At 70.7% G+C, this 17,946-nt stretch carries 22 protein-coding genes; 17 read left to right on the plus strand and 5 right to left on the minus strand.

Annotated features, from left to right (window positions below):
* Nucleotides 1–2 precede the first annotated feature (2 nt).
* The 5 genes from ACFCY1_RS21845 (at nucleotide 3) to ACFCY1_RS21865 (ending at nucleotide 2,350) form a co-directional block, all read left to right on the plus strand.
* Entirely contained in the window at nucleotides 3–287 is a 285-nt protein-coding gene (locus ACFCY1_RS21845) for a hypothetical protein (RefSeq protein ID WP_375875668.1), read from the plus strand.
* 81 nt (nucleotides 288–368) lie between these two features.
* Complete coding sequence (locus tag ACFCY1_RS21850; RefSeq protein WP_375875669.1) at nucleotides 369–953, plus strand: hypothetical protein; 585 nt, start codon at nucleotides 369–371, stop codon at nucleotides 951–953.
* Between the two features lie 8 nt (nucleotides 954–961).
* Complete coding sequence (locus tag ACFCY1_RS21855) at nucleotides 962–1,513, plus strand: hypothetical protein (RefSeq protein WP_375875670.1); 552 nt, start codon at nucleotides 962–964, stop codon at nucleotides 1,511–1,513.
* On the plus strand, nucleotides 1,510–1,845 hold the full coding sequence (locus ACFCY1_RS21860) for a single-stranded DNA-binding protein (RefSeq protein ID WP_375875671.1): 336 nt from the start codon (nucleotides 1,510–1,512) through the stop codon (nucleotides 1,843–1,845). The genes ACFCY1_RS21855 and ACFCY1_RS21860 overlap by 4 nt, the downstream gene beginning before the upstream one ends.
* 145 nt (nucleotides 1,846–1,990) lie before the next feature.
* Complete coding sequence (locus ACFCY1_RS21865; protein WP_375875673.1) at nucleotides 1,991–2,350, plus strand: hypothetical protein; 360 nt, start codon at nucleotides 1,991–1,993, stop codon at nucleotides 2,348–2,350.
* On the opposite strand, the gene ACFCY1_RS21870 is transcribed toward ACFCY1_RS21865, so the two are convergent.
* Nucleotides 2,347–3,291 carry a hypothetical protein gene (locus ACFCY1_RS21870; protein ID WP_375875674.1) on the minus strand — a complete coding sequence of 315 codons (945 nt, stop codon included), beginning with the start codon at nucleotides 3,289–3,291 and terminating at the stop codon, nucleotides 2,347–2,349. The two genes, ACFCY1_RS21865 and ACFCY1_RS21870, sit on opposite strands and share 4 nt — an antisense overlap.
* Before the next feature lie 2 nt (nucleotides 3,292–3,293).
* The gene (locus ACFCY1_RS21875; RefSeq protein ID WP_117490292.1) at nucleotides 3,294–3,512 is read right to left on the minus strand and encodes a hypothetical protein; all 219 of its coding nucleotides are present in this window, start codon (nucleotides 3,510–3,512) and stop codon (nucleotides 3,294–3,296) included.
* Between the two features lie 447 nt (nucleotides 3,513–3,959).
* On the opposite strand from ACFCY1_RS21875, the gene ACFCY1_RS21880 reads away from it, so the two are divergent.
* The 9 genes from ACFCY1_RS21880 (at nucleotide 3,960) to ACFCY1_RS21920 (ending at nucleotide 11,399) form a co-directional block, all read left to right on the plus strand.
* Nucleotides 3,960–4,997 carry a DUF932 domain-containing protein gene (locus tag ACFCY1_RS21880; RefSeq protein ID WP_375875675.1) on the plus strand — a complete coding sequence of 346 codons (1,038 nt, stop codon included), beginning with the start codon at nucleotides 3,960–3,962 and terminating at the stop codon, nucleotides 4,995–4,997.
* Between the two features lie 112 nt (nucleotides 4,998–5,109).
* Entirely contained in the window at nucleotides 5,110–6,102 is a 993-nt protein-coding gene (locus ACFCY1_RS21885) for a DUF4192 family protein (protein ID WP_375875676.1), read from the plus strand.
* A gap of 201 nt (nucleotides 6,103–6,303) precedes the next feature.
* Nucleotides 6,304–7,341: a DUF4192 domain-containing protein gene (locus ACFCY1_RS21890; RefSeq protein ID WP_375875677.1), complete on the plus strand. Its 1,038-nt coding sequence runs from the start codon at nucleotides 6,304–6,306 to the stop codon at nucleotides 7,339–7,341.
* Nucleotides 7,342–7,417: 76 nt separating this feature from the next.
* Nucleotides 7,418–8,518, plus strand: a complete 1,101-nt coding sequence (locus ACFCY1_RS21895; RefSeq protein ID WP_375875678.1) for a DUF4192 domain-containing protein — start codon at nucleotides 7,418–7,420, stop codon at nucleotides 8,516–8,518.
* Nucleotides 8,519–8,586: 68 nt separating this feature from the next.
* Nucleotides 8,587–8,943 (plus strand): hypothetical protein, encoded by a 357-nt coding sequence (locus ACFCY1_RS21900; RefSeq protein ID WP_375875679.1) that lies wholly within the window; start codon nucleotides 8,587–8,589, stop codon nucleotides 8,941–8,943.
* Between the two features lie 301 nt (nucleotides 8,944–9,244).
* Nucleotides 9,245–9,811: a hypothetical protein gene (locus tag ACFCY1_RS21905; protein WP_375875680.1), complete on the plus strand. Its 567-nt coding sequence runs from the start codon at nucleotides 9,245–9,247 to the stop codon at nucleotides 9,809–9,811.
* 51 nt (nucleotides 9,812–9,862) lie between these two features.
* Nucleotides 9,863–10,324, plus strand: coding sequence for a hypothetical protein (locus ACFCY1_RS21910; protein ID WP_375875681.1), 462 nt, complete (start codon nucleotides 9,863–9,865; stop codon nucleotides 10,322–10,324).
* Between the two features lie 4 nt (nucleotides 10,325–10,328).
* The gene (locus ACFCY1_RS21915) at nucleotides 10,329–10,907 is read left to right on the plus strand and encodes a hypothetical protein (protein WP_375875682.1); all 579 of its coding nucleotides are present in this window, start codon (nucleotides 10,329–10,331) and stop codon (nucleotides 10,905–10,907) included.
* A 90-nt stretch (nucleotides 10,908–10,997) separates the two neighbouring features.
* Complete coding sequence (locus tag ACFCY1_RS21920) at nucleotides 10,998–11,399, plus strand: hypothetical protein (RefSeq protein ID WP_375875683.1); 402 nt, start codon at nucleotides 10,998–11,000, stop codon at nucleotides 11,397–11,399.
* 450 nt (nucleotides 11,400–11,849) lie between these two features.
* On the opposite strand, the gene ACFCY1_RS21925 is transcribed toward ACFCY1_RS21920, so the two are convergent.
* Both ACFCY1_RS21925 and ACFCY1_RS21930 read right to left on the minus strand, forming a co-directional pair.
* Nucleotides 11,850–13,337 carry a transposase gene (locus tag ACFCY1_RS21925; RefSeq protein WP_375875684.1) on the minus strand — a complete coding sequence of 496 codons (1,488 nt, stop codon included), beginning with the start codon at nucleotides 13,335–13,337 and terminating at the stop codon, nucleotides 11,850–11,852.
* Nucleotides 13,300–13,539 carry a transposase gene (locus ACFCY1_RS21930; protein ID WP_375875685.1) on the minus strand — a complete coding sequence of 80 codons (240 nt, stop codon included), beginning with the start codon at nucleotides 13,537–13,539 and terminating at the stop codon, nucleotides 13,300–13,302. The genes ACFCY1_RS21925 and ACFCY1_RS21930 overlap by 38 nt, the downstream gene beginning before the upstream one ends.
* Nucleotides 13,540–13,845: 306 nt before the next feature.
* Between ACFCY1_RS21930 and ACFCY1_RS21935 the strand changes: the two genes are divergently transcribed.
* The 3 genes from ACFCY1_RS21935 to ACFCY1_RS21945 all read left to right on the plus strand — a co-directional run bounded on the left by ACFCY1_RS21935 (nucleotide 13,846) and on the right by ACFCY1_RS21945 (nucleotide 16,858).
* Nucleotides 13,846–14,436 carry a hypothetical protein gene (locus ACFCY1_RS21935; protein WP_375875686.1) on the plus strand — a complete coding sequence of 197 codons (591 nt, stop codon included), beginning with the start codon at nucleotides 13,846–13,848 and terminating at the stop codon, nucleotides 14,434–14,436.
* A gap of 1,138 nt (nucleotides 14,437–15,574) precedes the next feature.
* A complete protein-coding gene (locus ACFCY1_RS21940; protein WP_375875687.1) occupies nucleotides 15,575–15,817 on the plus strand; it encodes a DUF397 domain-containing protein in 243 nt (80 codons plus the stop codon).
* Between the two features lie 93 nt (nucleotides 15,818–15,910).
* Complete coding sequence (locus tag ACFCY1_RS21945) at nucleotides 15,911–16,858, plus strand: helix-turn-helix domain-containing protein (protein ID WP_375875688.1); 948 nt, start codon at nucleotides 15,911–15,913, stop codon at nucleotides 16,856–16,858.
* On the opposite strand, the gene ACFCY1_RS21950 is transcribed toward ACFCY1_RS21945, so the two are convergent.
* Nucleotides 16,855–17,646 carry an SAM-dependent methyltransferase gene (locus ACFCY1_RS21950; RefSeq protein ID WP_375875689.1) on the minus strand — a complete coding sequence of 264 codons (792 nt, stop codon included), beginning with the start codon at nucleotides 17,644–17,646 and terminating at the stop codon, nucleotides 16,855–16,857. The two genes, ACFCY1_RS21945 and ACFCY1_RS21950, sit on opposite strands and share 4 nt — an antisense overlap.
* Nucleotides 17,647–17,946: the final 300 nt, after the last annotated feature.

The following is a 17,946-nucleotide window of genomic DNA, read 5'->3' on the forward strand; positions in this document are numbered from 1 at the left end:
CGATGGCCTTCAGCAACGGCACCCACCCGCCCCTGGCAGACGGAACGACCGTCGAGTACCTCGGGCGGGTGGAGGGCCTGCACCACCGGATGCTCACCACCCGCCGAGGCACGAGCACCTACGACACGTACACCGACGAGAACGGGACGCAGCAGCACCTGTACGACCTGCTCGACGACGGCGAACTGGCGCTGAGCCACGTGCACCCCGACGACCTCACGGCCTGGAGCCCGGCGACGGACGGGAACGAGCTGCCGCTCGACTCCTCCTCCCCGCAGCAGGGCTGACGAGCCGCCCGGCGGCAGGGGCCACCCTGCCGCCGGGCCCGCGCCGACCGCCCTCCCCGTCACCAGAGCAGGAGCACACCCGTGACACCGACCAGGGCCGTCTACCACGGCAGCAAGACCGAACTGCACGGCCGCATCTTCACCGTCACCACCAACGAGAACTGCGCCGGCCACCCCGGCGGGCCCTTCGGCGGACTAGACGAGTGCATCGTCCTGCTCGCCCCCGACGGCACCGGCCTCCAGCACGTCCACCCGGACAGCTTCACCACCCTCGCCCCCGACGGCGACCCGATCCACCGCGACGCCCAAGACGGTGACTGGACATGGATCCCCGGCCGGGGCGACGTCCGCTTCGCCTACGCCGAACCCGGCACCAGCCCCTGGACCCTGTGGATCCACTACTACGCCTTCACCGGCCGCTGGATCATCCTGTCCGCGCACGTGCGCCGCGACGACCGCACCGCCACGCGCTCCCGCTACACCTCCCCGCAGGACCTGCTCGCCTGGCACATCCGCGTGTGCCTGGACGACCTCGCCGCCGACCGCAACCACACCATCACCGACGCCTACGAGCGCTGCGCCGACCGCCTCGAGCAGCGCATGCAGGCGCTCGAGCTCGGCCCGCCCGCTGCGCCGCGCGCCAGCCACTCCGCTGCAACCCGATGAGAGGACCCATGCGCGTCTTCATCGCCACCACCTACCGGGACGACGGCCAGACCGTCACCCCGGTGAGCATCGCCCTCCTGCGCGAGGACGGCGCTTCCTACTACGCCATCGACGCCTCGATCGGGCGCGCCGGCCTCGACCCCACCCAGACGGTCGGACCCGGCCTCGCCCACCTGTCGTGGTGCGACGGCCGCCTCGACCGCCGCGACCCGGCTGTTCGCAACCGCGACCGGCTCGCCTGCGAGCTCGGGTGGTTCCTCAAGGACACCGCCAGCCCCGAACTGTGGTCGTGGCGCGGGGACTCCGACCACCTCGTCCTCGGCCGCATGTGTCACCGCCTCGGCGCGCTGCCCCTCGGAGTGCCGGACTGGGTGGGCAGCCTCCGACAGGAGGCCCACCGCCTCGCCCTGCCTCTGGGGGACCTGCCGCGGTGGCCGCGTCGTGACGCCCACCCCATGGAGACGGCCCGCCACTTCCAGCGCATCGCGCGCTGCCTGGACGCCGCAGCCGCCACCGACCCCCGCGAGCTGGACGCCGCGCACCGGGGCGGTGGCCGGTGAACCTCCCCAACCACGTCACCCTGATCGGCAGCCTGCTGCGCGACCCGGACTTCTACGAGGAGCCCGGCACGCACGCCCGGGCGAAGTTCACCCTGCTACAGCGCCCGCAGCTCGCCAATCCCGGCCAGCCACGCGACCCGCAGACCAAACAGCTGACCGTGCGCTGCGTCGTCTGGCGGGACCTCGCGTACAAGACGGCGCAGACACTGCGGGCCAACGACCGCGTCATCGTGGTCGGGCACCTCACCCAGCGCGTGCACCAGCCGCCCGGCGAGAGCGCCGCCCGCCTGCTGGTCGAACTGACCGTCGATGCGATCGGCACCCTGCTGTAGGACCCGAACCCGTGCCCCCGCGTCCGTGCCCGTGCCCTGCCCCGCAGGGCGCGGGCACGCCGCGCTGTTCGCCAGCCCCCGCAGCCCCTGGTAGACATAGACGACCCCCGGCCCCGGCTGGACCACAGCACGAAGGAGAGCACCGATGAGCGGCAAGGAGCCGGCCGCGACGCCGAAGCGCAGCAAGACGCGCCGCACCGCCACGAGCCCCGGCGAACAACTCGCCGCCGTCGTCCAGGACCTCCAGGCCGCGCTGGAGGCCGTCAAGGACGCAGGCCTGGAGCCGATGGCGCTCCTGGAGCAGCTGCGAGACCCGCTCACGGTGATCGACGACACCGCCACCGCCATGCGCGAGATGCGCCTCGAGGGGGTCCTCGCCGCCTACCCCGACCGGTCCGTGCCGGTCTACCGCATCTCCGACGCCTCCGGGCTGTCCCCCGCCCTCGTCACCCGGTACGCCAAGCAGGCCGGACTGGAGCTGCGCAACCGCCGCGCGAGCAGCTAGCCGCCGGCCAGGGCGCGCAGCTCGGCGAGAAGGTCGCGGCTGCCCTGCCGGGCCAGGTCGGTCTCGAGAGCCTCGTGGGCCGCCTCCTGCATCGCGGCCAGCTCGTCGTCGTCCATGTACTCCCACGGGATGCGGCTGGTGACGACGCCGAGGCGGTACTCGCCCTCGTCTTCGTCCTCGTCCTCGTCTTTGGCGAGCTTGCCGATCTTCCGCAGGACTTCCTCCTTGCGCTGCTGACTCTCCAACACCGTGTCGAGGAAGCCGTCCACGCACCCGTAGCCGGTGACGCGAACAGGCGCGGCGGGACGGGTCCGGGACTCGATGAAGTCGCGCAGCGCCATCCACTTCCACTGGCTGCGCACCGCGTTCCGACCGGCACCCGCGGCGGCGTCGAAAGCGGTGAGGAGCGCGGCCAGCTGCTCCCGGGTCGGCAAGACGCGCCCGGCCAGGATGAGGTGGATCGTGCTCTTCGCCACCCGGTGCCCGGCCGCTTCAGACAGGTCCTGGAGGGCCTTGAGCGTGGGCTGACCTGCCCGGGCCCGCATCTTTCGCAGCCCCAGCGCCAGGTTGTCCAAGGTCCGTCTGGGCTGGTACTTCTCGGTCTTCGGGGCCCGCTCGCAGGCCAGAGGAGCAGCGCGCCCGATGGCCGCTGCCTGCCACAGGTCGCGGATGTCCTGCGCGGCCTGGTGCTGGGCCTTGGTGTCCGCAGGGTCCGCGGCTGCGCGGGCGAACGCGTGGACGGTGTCGAGCCGGGCGAGCCGGTGGCCGGCGGCGGCCTGGCTCAGGGTCGCGGCTCCCCTGGGCGTGCCGAGAGCCTCAGTGCGCGCGGCGAGGCCGGCGTAGGTGAGCCCGCTGGCCTTCTTCATCCGGCGCAGGGCCAGGGCGAGCGCCCGCAGCCGCGGGTTGGTGCCCGCCGGAACGGGGTTGGCGTGGCGACCCAAGGTCAGCGACCCCGTCCGTCGAGCTGGTTGCCGCCCGGGTGCCGGCGGGTGAGCAGCCCGGTCGAGGCGGCGGTCGCGACCACCGTCAGCGCGTCCGGCACTGGCGTTCCGGTCAGTGCCAGGGTGGCGAGCGCCAGGATCAGGACGACCAGGAGCGCGGCCTCGGGGCCGGCCAGGTGGGCGTGGGTGATGAGAGCGGCGGGAGCGGGCAGGGACTTCATGCGGATCTCCTTCTGAGTAGGGGCGTGGAGGGGGCTTTGACGCCCCGTGCGGTGGTGGGCCAACTCGGCGGCGGTGGAGGCCGGTTACACCATGAGTCTCCGTGCTTCGCGAGTTGTTGCGCTACTCCGTTCGGGATGGGGACCCTGTCGACGTCAAGCGGTCGAGGAATGAGCTTCGGTGTGATGACCTGCTGGTTTCCGCGAATTTGATCTGTTTCTGTCCAGGCGTCTCGGTGCCCGTTCGGCGCTGACGGTCGTCGGTGACGTAAGGGTCGAGACGTCGGTTCGGTGCTTTCGGTCGGTGCGGGAACTGCCCGAACTTCGTGCCTCGAAGGGTGTGCCCAAGGGCGCCCGCCCACGAATAGACTGAGGTCAAGAAAGCAGACGAAAGTCAGCTTGGTTGCCAGTCCGGACCGCGAATCCGGGCAGACCTCACAGGAGAACCCCATGCGCGACAGCGACGTCATCACCGGCCGGGCCGACCTCGGCGCCATCGACAACACCACCGGCGAGGCCGCCTTCTACTCCCACCGTCAGCCCGCCTGGCACGGCCTCGGCACCGTCACCGAGGATGCCAAGACCAGCGACGAGGTCCTGCACCTCGCCAAGCTGGATTGGGAGGTCGAGAAGCTGCCGATCCTGCCGATGAACAAGGGCAAGCTCGGCAAGAAGATCCCCAACCGCTTCGCCACCGTCCGCACCGACACCGGCGACTGGGTCGGCGGCCTCGTCGGCAACACCTGGACCCCCATCCAGAACCGCGACGCCTTCACCTTCCTGGACGAGCTGGTCGGCGGCGGCCACGTCACCTACGAGACCGCCGGTGCGCTCGACGGCGGCCGGGTCGTCTTCATGTCGGTCAAGTCCCCGAGCATCACCCTCGACCCCGAGGGCGCGGCCGACCGCATCGACCTCTACACCCTGTTCGCCAACAGCCACGACGGCCGCTCCGCCGCCGTCGCCGTCGAGACGCCGGTGCGGGCGGTGTGCACCAACACCCTCGACATGGCCGTCGACGAGGCCCAGCGCGTGTGGAAGGTCCGCCACACCATCGACGCCCTCGACCGGCTGGAGGAGGCCCGGCGCGCCCTCGGCTTCACCGAGCGCTACGCCGCCGCCCTGGAAGCCGAGGCCACCGCCCTCTACCAGCAGGCGATGACCAACCAGGAGTTCGACAAGCTGATCACCCGGCTGTTCGGTGCCCCGGGCGACGGCGCCCGCAAGCACATCGTCGCCGCCCACGAGGAGCGCCGGGACCGGCTGCACCACCTGTTCGCCGAGGCCGACACCCAGGACAACATCCGGGGCACCCGCTGGGCGGCCCTTCAGGCCGTCGTGGAGTTCGAGGACTACTTCCGCACCGTCAAGGCCCCCGAGGCCCTGACTGAGCAGGAGCACCGCGCCAACCTGGCGATGACCACCCTGCTGCACGACCAGAAGAACCCGCTCAAGGACACGGCGAAGGCCCTGCTGCTCGCGGCCTAACCCCCGACGGCCGGGGGCCTGCGGGCCCCCGGCCGACCGCCAGCCGCTCCACATCGCCTCGGCCGCGCCGCCCGCCCGCGCGGCCCCACCTTCCCTGGAACGAGGAACCGTCATGTCCGACAGCAACAACGCGCCCGTCGCCATCGAGGCGGCCGGCCTGGCCGACTTCGTGGCCGGTGCGCTCGGGCGCGAACCGGCCGGTCAGATCGCCGTCGCCGAGTTCGGCGACCCCCTGAGGGTGTACCTCGCGGACATCCCGGAAGGCCGGCACGGGTCGGCCCGCTCGTCGGCCTTCGCCCGCGCGTTCATCGGCGACATCGCCGGGATGCCCGCCACTGGCCGCGGGCAGCGCGATGTCGCGCTGCTCATCTACGCCCGCGACGGCCACGGCCTCAAGGATGTCCGCCCCTACAACGCCGTGTGGCTCAACCTCCTGGTCGTGTGCAAGCAGCGCGGACTGAACGTCGTCGCGAGCCAGTTCATCATTCCCACCCAGTGGTGGGGTCTTCCGTCCATCGGCGAAACCGGTCCGGGAACGCCCCGCGCTGCCGCGCGGCAGACGGCCGACGGCGGTCCCGCAGTCGGGGCGAAGGGTGTCGCAGACGTGGTGGCCGACGCCGTGCGCGCCTTCGCGCGCGAGCTGGAAGCCGGCCACGAGGCCGCCAAGCGGAGCCTCAAGCCGCTGCTCGCCGCCGTGCTGACCGGTCGTCGTGACGTCGAGGACCTGACCGATCAGGAGGCGGTGCGCCTGCTCCTCGTGGTCCAGAACGGGGACATCCTGTACGCGGCCTCGACGTACTGCGAACCCGAGGAGGTGAAGAGGGCGGCGCCGCTGTGGTCGCGCGTCGCCCGCCTGTGCGTCGACCCTTACCGCCGCATGGCTGCCGCGCCGCTCACCCTGCTGGGCATCGCGCTGCTGCTCGACGGCGACGTGCCGGCGGCCGCAGGCGCGGCATTCCTCGCGCTGGAGGTCAAGCCGGGGGACGAGGAGGCGCAGGTGCTGCTGGGGCTGGTCTTCCGGGCCGAGCTGGAGCAGGTCGTCCGTGCGCCGGTCAGTGTGGCGGAGGCGCTGAGGGCAGCCCTTCGTGAGGATCGCGAGGAGTAGTCGGGGGCTGTGCGTGGCGCCGGGCGCCCGTCCCTGCGGGGGCGGGCACCCGGGCCCGGCTCCGACTGCGCCCCAAGTCGGGGGAGTTGGGGTGTGCCCAACGGGCGCGCCCTCAAATAGACTTAAGTCAAGAAAGAAGGCGGAAGTCTCCTTCTGTTGCCGCTCCGGACCGCGAATCCGGACCAACCCTGATAGGGACCCATGACCCACCAGCCCTACAGCACCGAAGACCACCTGGTCCACCTGCTGCCGCACCTCTTCGGCTTCCACCCCGAGGCCAGCGTGGTCATCGCCGGCATCACCCCGGACAATGAACCGCTCGGAATCCTCCGCACAGACCTGCCCGCCGACCCCGCGCGCTGGCGGCCCGTCGCGCGCGGACTCGTGGACCACTACCAGGAAAGGTCCTCGGCCACCGTGCCGACCCGCAAGCTCGTCGCCTACATCTGCCCCGACCCGGCCGACGCGGACTACGGGCCCCAGTCCCGCCTCGTCCACCAGTCCATCGCCGAGTACCTCCGGGACGCGTGCCACGACCAGGACCTCGACCTCAGCGACACGCTGTACGTCACCCGCACCCACTACTGGCCGATGCTGACGACCGGAGCCAGCGAAGGACGCCCGATCCCTCAACCGCCCGCAGAACTCGACGCCACCGGCTTTCCCCGCAGCGCCGACGTCCTGACATCCCTGAAGCCCGCCACCGGGGCCCGGGCCGCCACCACCACAGCCGCCCTCAACGCCGCCGTACGCGCCATGCACGCCGAGATCCGCTCCGACGGCCACCAGAGCGTCGTGGACAGCGGGATCGCCTTGCTGGTCGACACCATCGCCGACCTCATCCCGGACGCCGAGAAGGCCAAGGCCATCCCCGACACCCTCGCCGCCCGGCTGCTCCTTGTCCTCCAGTACCCCGACGTGGTCAACGCCGGACTCCTGCACTGCGAGGACCACGAGCTGACGGCCGCGCGAAGCCTGTGGCTGGCCCTCGCCCGCCGCTGCCCCGCCTCCTACACCGACCATGCCGCCGCTCCGCTCGGGCTCTACGCCTTCACGACATGGGCAATCGACGACGACGCCCCGGCCCGCCTCGCGTTGCAGGCCGCCGAACGCTGCCTGCCGGACGCCGAACTGACGACGTTCCTGCTGCACATCCTGAACACCGGCTTCACCTTCGACCACATGCGGGAACACCTCCGCGAACTCCGCGCCACCCGGTCCGGCCCCGTCACGGGCTGAGCCGCCCCCGGCAGGGGCCGCGCCGAGCGGCCCCTGACCCACCCCCCCAGACCAACCGCGAGCGGAGAGAACCCCCTTGACCATCAACACGGTGCCCGTATTCGACGTCCGCAGCCCCGCCCAGGCCGTCGAAGTGCTGCCCTACCTCCTCAGCTACCAGCCCGACGGCCCCGACGGCATGGTGTTCGTCCTCGTCCACGACACCCTGCACGATCGCCCGCTGTTCTGCCAGAAGTTCGATCTGCCCAACGCCAAGGACGACCCGAACGAGGCCGCGCACAGCATGATGCACAGCACGCTGCACCGCCTGGAGAAGCTCGCCACGGGTCCGGCCGCCATCCTCGTGTACCTGTGCGCGCGCCAGCAGGACGCGGGCGACGGCCACGCCGCGATGACCCGGCATCGGACGGTGGCGACCGCGCTCCTACTGTCCGCCGAGACCCACGGCATCGACACCCTCGCCGCCATGTTCGTCACCCCCACCCACTGGTGGGTGTACCACCACGACAACCCCAACTACCGGCACGAGGGCATGCCCGTGGACGGCCCCGACAACCCGGGCGTGGTCACCATGAACGCGCGCGCCGTCGGCATCCCCACACCGCCCAGCCAAGCCGCGATCGCCGCCTCCCTCGAACCCGTCACCGGGAAGGATGCGGCGGCCCAGCGCGCCGCGATCCTGCACGCCGTCGGCGAGCGCGCCGCCCGCGTACAGGCCACCAGCTTCGACGCCGAGACCGAACGGCTCACCGCGATCCTCGACCGGCTGCTGCTCGGCGGAGGAGACGGCACCCCCCTGGAGGACCTCACCCCGAACCAGACGGCAGAACTGATCGTCGCACTGAGCCACCGGCCCCTGAGGGACGTCGCGCTCCAATACATCGAACCGAAGGAACTGCCGCGCGCCCGGGACCTGTGGGCACTGCTCGCCCGCCGCTGCGCCAGCGCCACCACGACCCTCGTCGCCGCACCCCTGACCCTCGCGGCGTTCACCGCCGCCGTCGCCGGAGAAGTCCCGGCCGCGCTCATCGCCCTCGAACGGGCAAGGACCGCCGACCCGCGCTACCTTCTGGCCGGGCTCCTGATGGAAGAACTCGTGATGACGGGCTCCGTGGACAAGATCGCCGACGAGTTCCGGGAGGAGCGCGAAGCCCGCCTTCGCGGCCGAGACAACTGACCGCCCGGTCCGGGGCGGGCGGGCACCGCACGCCCGCCCCGGAGCTCCGCGACGACCAGGAGGACACCGTGAACGACGGCGAAGCGCAGCCCGAGCCCGACGACGACCCGGCGCCGGCCGTCGCCGACCCCGCCACCAGGGAGGTGCGGGTCCTCGCCCGCCTGTGCGACACCTGCATCTACCGCCCGGGCAACCTGATGAACCTCGCCCCCGGCCGCGTGCGGCAACTCGCCACCAGGGCCCTCGCCACCGACGGGCACATCGTCTGCCACTCGACCCTGCCCGCCCTCGCCCCACCCGGCACGAAGGGCGCCATCTGCCGCGGCTTCGCCAACGCCCACGGCAACGCGATCCTCGCGCTGCGCATCGGCGCCGCCTTCGGCCGCATCGTAGAGGTGCCGCCGCCGGCCAAGGCGAGCGGCTGACCGGCATTCGCCAAACGAGCGCCACGCACCTCTCCGCGCCGCCGAGGCCACGGATGGCTGAGCGGTGTGACGGGCTCGGGGCAGGCCCTCACCGGGATAGGAGCCTCGCCCCCGGAGGCCGTGGCGCGCGGGTGGGAACCGCGACCACCCAGGTCCGGACTGAGATGATCAAATCACCTTCCACGCATACGAGTTGGTGTGCCCAAGACGGCCGACGGCCGGGAGGCTGGGGGTGTTGAGCCGATCACCGGCCCGCCACCCCCAGCCCGTCGCAGGAATGCCTGCCCGACCGAAGGCCGTCATGCCGACACCACCGCCGAAACCCACCACCGCCGAGACCGTCGAGGCCGCCCGCGACCGGCACCGCCGAGCCGCCGCCGACACCAACCTCGGCCCCACCGCACGCCGCTACCACCAGCACGCCGCCTGCGGCTACGACTGGGCACTCCAAGCCCACGGCACCCCGAAGGCCGCCCGCCACCTCGGCTACGCCCACGCCTACGCCGAGCAGGCCGCCAACCACGCCCCCGCCACCAGCCGGTGGACGCTCACCCTGCCCGGCCCGTTCTGCGACTGGCTGACCGAAAACGGGCAGCTGCCCGACGACTTCACCGGGGACGCATCCACCGACCGGGTGCTGCTCGCCTACCGCGCCGGCGTCCCGCACCGCATTGACGCCTCCAGCTGGAGCCTGACGATCCCGGCCCACGACCCCGTGGCGATGCTCGAACTCACCCAGATCGCGCGGGGCTTCGCCCAGCACTGCTCGCGCGACAACCCTCACACGCCCGCTCAGGCCCGTGCCGCGGTCGCGCTCACCGACCGCATCGCAGACCTCTCCAAGCGCATGCTGCACGCGACCAACTGACGCCCGGCCGGGCCGCGAACCGGCCCGGACTCGACCCCTCCCAGGACCGCCATGCCGACCTCCCGACCGATCCTCGCGCCGACTGGGCCCACCCCCTACCGGCGCACCGACCCCAGCCGAAGCTTCCAGGCCGCTCTGCTCCGCGAGGTCGAAGCCCAGCAAGGCGTCGCCGCCACCGCCTACGAACTCCTCGCCGCCCACGCCCGGACCCAGTTCCCCGAGGCCGCCGCCATCGAGTTCGAGGAAACCCTCGCCTCCGACCGCATCCACGCCCTGTGGGCTAACCCCCGCGATCACCGGTACCCGACCCCGCCGCTGCTGTGGCGCCGCGCCCCCGCGCTGACCGCCACACCGTCCTGGCTGACGAAGGCGGACCGCCTGTTGCCCGCCGTGCTGCTCGGGGCGCACCTGCCGGTCATCAAGCTCGCAGGCCACCGTCCGGGCCGTCTTCTCCTCAAAAGACTTCTGAGCCAGGCCGCCCAGCAGGCCAAGATCACCGGTTGCCTAGACTAGCCTGATGCCCCGCCTTGAGATCAGCGTACGCACCATGCCGAAGGCGGTGGCTGTCGCCACCGTGGCTCTGCTCCTCGCCACGACTGCGGCATGCGGGCCCGGCGGGTCCGACACGGCCTCGTCCCCGGCGCCGGTCTCCTCCATCGAGCCGGCGACTTCGGCCTTGCCACCCACACTGCCGCCGCCGACCTCGCCGACCTCGCCGACCGCGTCGGCCCTGCCCGTGCCGGTCCCGCCGCCCGTACCGAGGACGGCGACAGCCAAGTCGACTCCGCCCGCGATGGTCGCCTCGCCGACCAAGCGTGCCGGAACCGGGACGGCGGCCGGAACCGGTACCACGGGCAGCGACTCTCCCGGACGGCACGACGGGAGCAACTACGACAACCTCTCGCCCGCCGGGCGGGAGGCGCACGACACCGAGAACTGCGCCCAGACGGCGGGGAAGAAGAAGGGCAGCTGCAACGAGCCGCACCGTAAGTGTCGGGAAGCCGGCGCCACCGTGACGTCCTCGGCGGGCGTGGCCCTGACGTGCCGGACCTACGCCAAGGACGGCCGGCTCCACTGGCTCGCCGCCGGTGAGTGATCCGAAGCCCGCACGGTCCCAGGGTAGTTGGCGGGCCGCGTGGACCGGACCCAGCGCCATGCAGCACGCGATACAGGTAGCGTGTACCGCATGACGGGCCAGGATGCGCGGCAGCGGGTGGAAGAGGCACTTCGAAGCTGGGCGCGACACCAGGGCGAGACCGAGGTCGAGCGGGACCCGCTGATCCTCCCGGCCCGAGTGGCGAAGGCGAAGGTCGACCGGGCCTCCCGCACCTCCACCGACCGTGTCCTCGGTCTGGTCCTGCAGGGTGTGCGCACGCAGGAGATCGCAGGCCTGAAGGCCGCGGACGCCGGCGGCGAAGCCGTCGAACTGGATCCCGGCAAGGCCCGCCGCCGGGAGCTGCCGATGCCCGACGAGGCTGCGCGACGACTTGCGGACATCCTCCGCGTGACCGGTACGACCCGCCCTGTGTTCCCCGCCGGTCCCCGGCTCGGTCGCAGCCCGACTTCCCCGCCGCGCTCCCCGCCATAGCCCTCGCGCACGAGATCGACGCGGGGCGACGCCTGGGCAGGCCAACCCCCACCGAGGCGTACCCCGTGGACTCCGTAGACCTCCAAAGTCGCCAGGTAGACCTGGCCCGCTATCACCAACCGTAGGTCCGGCGCGCCGAGTCGAGTCGGTGCTCGGCCTGGTTGCCGTCTGCCCGGTTGCGAGAATCCGGTGCAGAACTCGGCACCGTCCCAGCTCTGAGATCGGCGATCCCGACGGCCGGGCCGGGGAGCAGCAGTCCTCCGTTCTGCGCCGGTAGGCCGCCTGTACGACTCGGCCACCGACCTGTTCTTGCAGCCCGACCCGGTCCTGGCGGGCGCCGAACACTACGGCTACCCGGCCACCCTGGATAGGCCTGATCTGACCGGCTCGTCCTTGATGATGCTCGTTGAAAGCGGCTCTGACCGGAGTTCCGGATGCTGTTGGTGATCTTCATGAGTGACGGGTTCGAGTCCCGCCATCCGGTTGTTGGCAGAGTTGCTGGAATCGGGTGGTTGGGCCTGTTCGATGGTCGGCTGATTTGCCATCGTCACGGTGCTGGCTGAGGCGGATGATGTTGGTTCCGGCCGCGGTGAGGACGTGTTGGACGTGGGTCTTCGCGGTGCCGCGGTAGCGGCAGTTGCGCAGGCCGTGGGCGTGGACGGTCTCGGAGACGGTGGCTTCGCAGCCTGCCCGCATGGCGTATCGGTCCTTCCAGGGCCGGGTCTGCTGCTCTCTCCTGACGCGGTTCTGGATCTCCTGCAGGGGCTGTGGCAGCAGCAGGAGGTGGCGTCCCTTGCCGTCGACGTTCCCGGTGCACCTGGGACGGTCGTCGCAGGCCCGGCAGACGGCTCGGGGGAAGAGCACGGACAGGCGTGGCTGGCCGTCGGCGAGTGTCGCCTTCCAGGGCGGGCTGGTAGCACCGTTGGGGCAAGTGAGCGTTCTTTCCTCCCAGTTGGGATGGAAGTCTTCCTTGTCGAAGCCCGGTAGCGCCCGTGTCCTGGGTGGGAGCCGAACCGGGCCGACCAGGTCGATCCCGTGCTCGGTCCTGGCTCGGTGGATGGTGGCGGGGCTGGTGTATCCGCCGTCGACCAAGTGCTCGGAGGGCGCCAAGCCGCGTGCGGCGAGGTCGATGTGGATCTGTTCGAGGGTGTCGATGTCCTGCTCGGGTGCCGGCGTGGTGGCAACGTGCACGATCACGTTCGGCAGTCCGGTGTCGCAGGTCTCGGTCTGGTGGTCCTTGTAGCCGACCCACTCGGCCTTGCCGGGTTTGTGGCTGAAGCGGGCCTGCGGGTCGTGGGGCGAGACGATCTCGACCGACGACCAGGGGGCCCGGGCCGAGGTGGGATCGGGCCGCCCGTCCGAGGCTTCTGCGGACATCGAACGCCGGGGGCTGTGGCGCCGGCTCAGCCGGTCGCGGGTCTGCTTGGGGCCGCGCCAGCCCAGGCGGCCGTCCTGGTCGTACCAGTACTGCTGGATCCAGACCTGCCGCAGGATCTCCACCTGCGGCAACGCCCGCAACCGGGTGGGGGCACCAGGCCCGAGGACGGCTCGCAGCAGCCGCATGCCGTCCTCGCCGACCGTCAGGGCGTACCGTTCCCGCGCCTTCGTCTCTCTGGGCAGCCGGTCGTAGCGTACGGGCCGGCCGTAGCGGCGAGCCCAGTCGTCCGAGACAAGGGTGGACAGCCATTCCCCGTCAGCGCGTGCCAGCTCTTCCAAGGCAGCGCGCATGGTCTCGCCCACCAGCTCGATGCGGTCCAGGCGCCGCACCGCCGCCAGGACGTGGGTGGAATCGGTGCGCTGACGCCCGCGTGGCTTGACCAGGCCTGCTTCCACCAGACGGTCCACCATCACCGCGAGCAGCCGGTCCGCGCGGTCGCCCTCGGCCATTCGGCCGCGGAACTCACTGAGCACCGAGAAGTCGAACCCGGGATCGTCCAACTTCAGTCCCAGGCAGTAATTTCCAGTCCAGACGGCAGCGGACCGCCTCGGCGGCCTGCCGGTCTGTCAGGTTCTCGGCGTACTGCAGTACCGACACCAACGCGAGCCGCGCCGGCGACAGACCACGCCGCCCGTCGAGCGGATACCACTCGGCGAAGTCCTCATCGACGAACAGCCCGTCCAGATGGTCCCGCACCCACATCGCCGCAGTCCCGCGAGGATTGCTCGCCCGTGCCATCTGCGTCGTCAGAGGTGGAATCTCCCGCCCCGGCCACGAGCCCATTGCCACTGTAACCAGCCCCTTCAACCTGCTCGGATCTCCAGAGCAGGACAGCAGGCGCACAGGGCCAGCGACCGGAAAAGCCGTCAGCCTCACCCTCCCCAGTGAAGATCACCAACAGCATCAGTTCCGTGAAAGGCCAGGTCATCGGTACCGGTCTCCCGGTATAGATGGCTTACCGGCATCGGGAGTGGCGAGGTTGTCGGTGTCATCCGGCACGATCGCGGCGTGCACACAAAGACGGCAGGTGCTGGCGCCCGCCAGGGCCGGAACTTCCATTCTCTGGTCGAGGCGGGGGCTGTGCTGTACATCGCAGAGTGCGACGAGCTGGATGCGCTGAAGGTAGGCGTCACAAGCCGGGCCAGTCGTACCAGTCGGGTTCGACAGCATGCTCGACACGGGTGGCGCACGACGGCCGAGATCCCTTTTGACGACGGCCGGCACGCCTTCGTCGCAGAGCAGGCCATCCTGGCGTTCCTGCGGACGTGCGGCGCGCGGGAGACCCTCAGGCAGGATCAGTTACCGCAAGGCGGCTACACGGAGACCGTCGCGTTCGCACGGCTGGCTCACCTGAGTGCCGATCAACTGCTCGCGGTCGCCCGGGTGGCCGCCGGGATCGTGGAAGCCACCGAGAGTCCTCTGTACATCATTGAGGTGGCGGGCAGTCAGGTCATCGCGGAGGCGACTCGGCTGGTTGAGCATATCCAGGTACTGCGTCGTGCTGGCCGTCGGCGGGAAGCGGACGAGCTGGCCGCCGAGGGGTGGCTCGCCCTCGGCGAGATCCTCAAGACCTTCCAGGCCCTCAGGGACTCCCTGTAGGGCCGACAGGCCGTCTCGACGACGTCGGAATGGGTGGATCCTACGGCTGTGGATCAACTCGCCACCAATGGCGGAGAGTTGGACCCCCCTCAGGCCCGTGGAGATCATTACGGAACTGCGGACAGAGCCGTTCTCGCAGAGCCTCGTCGTCCTGTGCGCGGCGGACGGTCCACGTGCCCGGCGAGCGCGTCGTGCACTCGGCCTGGCGGTTGAGGGTGAGCGGAAGGCATCGCCGCGGTCTTCGGCCTGGTCCCGGTTCTCCCGGACGGGGCGGCGAAGGCTCCTTCCCCGGCTCCTTGAAGATGGCCGGCGGGGGCGAGCCGGTTGGTCCGGTGGGCGAACGGCCGTCGCGACAGCCGGGGGCGGACGTCGGGTTCGGTATTCGGCACCACCATCGGGTGGGAGGACCGGCTTCCGCGATGAGGAGGTCTGCCGGCAGGAGGGGGTACTGCGACCCGATCCGAGATCCGTTTCGGGGTGGGCCTTAGCCGTGGCGTCGTTCCCTGGGATGGTGGGGCGTTGGGGCGCTCGAGGGGGCCGCGTGGAGTCTGATCCTGATCCAGCGTGTGGCGTCGTCGGCGCGTGGGAGGACGGGGGCGGGCCGGGCCGTGTCGGCGGGTGCGATGGGCGGGTTCAGGGTGAGGAGGAGTAGTAGGTCGGTGGCGGATTCGACCAGTCCAAGCCACACCTCCTCCTGGCCGGCGTTGTGCAGGAGAGTGTCGACGGCGTCGGTGACCGCCTCGTCGGCGACGGGAGTCCGCCACCGCTGCACCGTGGACCTCGCGAACGCTTGTGCCGTCTCGACGGCGGCCGGTGTGCCGCACGTGCGGTGCACGGCGAGCCGGGGCATGGCCGGACCCAGCGCCGGGTCGCGGGTGAAGCAGGGGTCGTCGGGCCCGGTCGGCACGGTCCTCCTGAGCGAGTGCGGCGCGAATGTCTGCCGTCCCCTTCCCTCCTTCGACGGTCCGCAACCCGAGAGAAGGGGGCGCCGCGATGCGGATCGAAGGCACCCGTTTGGAGGACACCGCGTTCGAATTCCCTGTCGCTAGCATTCCCGTGACCACTCCCTTGCAATTGCAAATGGGATTGCAAGGGGTGAAGTGTTCGAATTGTCGTGCGATGAAAGGGGAGAGGTCGAATGAATGCTGGAATTCCGCAGAACGGTGTCTGTGCGGCGCTGCTGGCGGTGGAGTGGGAGAAGAGCCCCTACAGCTTCTCGGAGGGCAACTGCGTGGAGGTGGCGAGCCTGCCGAACGGCCACATCGCCTTCCGCAACTCCCGTGACCCGCAGGGGCCGGCGCTGATCTTCACGCACGACGAGGGAATGGCGTTCGCCAAGGGCATGGGGGGCGGGGCGTTCAACCACCTGTTCTTCAACTGATCCGTTCGAGCCGATGGGATCCATAGAACGGCGGGCATGCGGGACGCGGGCCGTGGGATAGTAATTCCCGAACCCGGCCCTCAGGAGTCCTGCATGCCTGCCGACCCCGCCCGTCCCGCACTGAGCGAGCCGGAAGGCGGCGACATGTGCAAGCGCCCACAAAACGGCGGGCCGGCTGTTGCCGCGAGAGTCCTCGGCTCGGCACTGAGGGACCTGCGGGTGGAACGTCGGATGCGCCTGTCCGACGTCGCCCCGCACATCCGCGCATCGGTGTCCAAACTCAGCAGGATGGAGCGCGGCGAGAGCGCCCCGTCGGCGCGCGACGTGCACGACCTGATCAAGTTCTACGGTGTCGGCCACGAGGACCGCGCGAACGTGGAGACCCTGCTGGACCGCGTGGCAGCCGGGCCCTTCGCGGCGGAGTACGCGGACATCACTCCAGGGTGGTTCCGGCGCATGATCGGTCTGGAAGTCGAGGCGGCGCAGGCAGAGTACTGGGAGGGAGTCGTGGTTCCGGGCCCGCTGCAGACGCGCCGCTATGCGGCGGCCATCATCCAGGCGGGTCGCCACCGGGCGCCAGCGCGCGAGGTCGAGCGTCGCGTGCAGCAGCGGATGGACCGGGCCCAGCTGTTGTACGACAAGCCCGACCGCACGGTGGTGGCATTGCTGGACGAGAGCGTGCTGCACCGCAACATCGGCAGCCCGAAGATCATGATTGAGCAACTGGAGCACCTGCAGGACCTCGGTGAACACGAGAACGTCTACATCCGCATCCTGCCGTTCGCCGCGAACGTCACCCCGCCGCCGATGGCCTTCGCCCGGCTCGGCTTCGAGTACGGGGGGCCCGGAGACATAATCTACGTGGAGGGGCCGGGCGCCGGCGCTACGTACCTGAGCAAGCCGCACGAGGTCGACCACTACCGGGACCTGCTGCGAACGCTGATGGGGCACGTGGCAGACCGCACGGAGGGCCTGGCGCTCATCAAGAACGCGATCAGTGTCCACGGCGGGCGACTGCGGGGGACCGGTTTCGCGGGCTAGTGCGCCCTCGCGATGCCGCCGAACTCCTCCCACTCGATCTCCGGGGGCCGGACCCTCCTGGCCGGACGCCACTGGGACACCTCGACCACGCCGGGCTCCAGAATCTCCATGCCCTCGAAGTAGGCGGTCACCTCGGCCGCTGTGCGCACCTCGCCCCAGGCGTCGCGGGTGAGTTCGGCCATCAGCGCCGTGATGCGCTCTCGGACCGCCCGGTCCGGGCTCACGAGCTGGGAGATGGCCATGTAGGCAGGCCGGCCGGCGGGCAGGCGCCCGCGCACCCGGCGCACCACCTCGGCGGGCGGGACCGAACCGGCCTGCGGGATGCAGTGCAGCACGCTGACGAAGAGCGCCGCCGTGGGAACATCGGGCTTGATCAGCCGCTCGACCGCGGGGCTGGAGAAGATCCGGTCGGTATCGCGCATGTCCGCCCACACGATCGCCGTGTTGTCGTTCTCCGCCAGCAGGGTCCGGCCGGTGTGGAGCACCATCGGGTCGTTGTCGACGTAGACGACCCGGCAGGCGGCATCGATCCCCTGGGCGACTTGATGCACGTTGCGCTGCGTCGGCAGCCCCGAACCGAAGTCGATGAACTGTCTGACCCCGTAGTCCCTGACCAGCACCTCGACGACCCGCATCAGGAACGCCCGGTTGATCAGCGCGACGGTCCGGCTGCTCGGCGCCACCTGCAGCAGTCGCTCCACCCCCACGCGGTCCGACTCGTAGCCCTCGTGTCCGCCCAGCAGGAGATCGTACATACGAGCGACACTGGGCTGATTCGGGTCGAACATCGCGGGAGGACCGATTTCCGCACCCGACTGCACGCGACCACCCCCGGCTGAAGCTCCTTGATCGAAGTCCCCATGCTAGAGGCCAATATGACGACGCGCCAGGAGCGTTCAGGGCTCGTAAGACTGAACCTGGCGCGCAATTTTGGCGCAGCTGAGCGAAGGGGTGGCGCGAGTGGGGAAAAAAGCGCCCCCCCGTATGGCCGGGGTCACGGACCCGCCCAGGCGCACCTAACCCCCCAAACGAAAGCGAGCCCCCCCCCCACCCCCCCCGGCAGAAGACACACCGCCGCAAAGACCAAG

Origin of the sequence: Kitasatospora sp. NPDC056273 (genome assembly GCF_042268845.1) — a bacterium.
Taxonomy (GTDB): domain Bacteria; phylum Actinomycetota; class Actinomycetes; order Streptomycetales; family Streptomycetaceae; genus Kitasatospora.

Coding starts and splice junctions, on each gene's coding strand:
- ACFCY1_RS21915 (WP_375875682.1), top strand. CDS start 10,329: ATGCCCCGCCTTGAGATCAGCGTACGCACCATGCCGAAGGCGGTGGCT.
- ACFCY1_RS21890 (WP_375875677.1), top strand. CDS start 6,304: ATGACCCACCAGCCCTACAGCACCGAAGACCACCTGGTCCACCTGCTG.
- ACFCY1_RS21905 (WP_375875680.1), top strand. CDS start 9,245: ATGCCGACACCACCGCCGAAACCCACCACCGCCGAGACCGTCGAGGCC.
- ACFCY1_RS21950 (WP_375875689.1), bottom strand. CDS start 17,646: ATGTTCGACCCGAATCAGCCCAGTGTCGCTCGTATGTACGATCTCCTG.
- ACFCY1_RS21865 (WP_375875673.1), top strand. CDS start 1,991: ATGAGCGGCAAGGAGCCGGCCGCGACGCCGAAGCGCAGCAAGACGCGC.
- ACFCY1_RS21920 (WP_375875683.1), top strand. CDS start 10,998: ATGACGGGCCAGGATGCGCGGCAGCGGGTGGAAGAGGCACTTCGAAGC.
- ACFCY1_RS21845 (WP_375875668.1), top strand. CDS start 3: ATGGCCTTCAGCAACGGCACCCACCCGCCCCTGGCAGACGGAACGACC.
- ACFCY1_RS21875 (WP_117490292.1), bottom strand. CDS start 3,512: ATGAAGTCCCTGCCCGCTCCCGCCGCTCTCATCACCCACGCCCACCTG.
- ACFCY1_RS21885 (WP_375875676.1), top strand. CDS start 5,110: ATGTCCGACAGCAACAACGCGCCCGTCGCCATCGAGGCGGCCGGCCTG.
- ACFCY1_RS21855 (WP_375875670.1), top strand. CDS start 962: ATGCGCGTCTTCATCGCCACCACCTACCGGGACGACGGCCAGACCGTC.
- ACFCY1_RS21880 (WP_375875675.1), top strand. CDS start 3,960: ATGCGCGACAGCGACGTCATCACCGGCCGGGCCGACCTCGGCGCCATC.
- ACFCY1_RS21930 (WP_375875685.1), bottom strand. CDS start 13,539: ATGTGGGTGCGGGACCATCTGGACGGGCTGTTCGTCGATGAGGACTTC.
- ACFCY1_RS21940 (WP_375875687.1), top strand. CDS start 15,575: ATGAATGCTGGAATTCCGCAGAACGGTGTCTGTGCGGCGCTGCTGGCG.
- ACFCY1_RS21945 (WP_375875688.1), top strand. CDS start 15,911: ATGCCTGCCGACCCCGCCCGTCCCGCACTGAGCGAGCCGGAAGGCGGC.
- ACFCY1_RS21910 (WP_375875681.1), top strand. CDS start 9,863: ATGCCGACCTCCCGACCGATCCTCGCGCCGACTGGGCCCACCCCCTAC.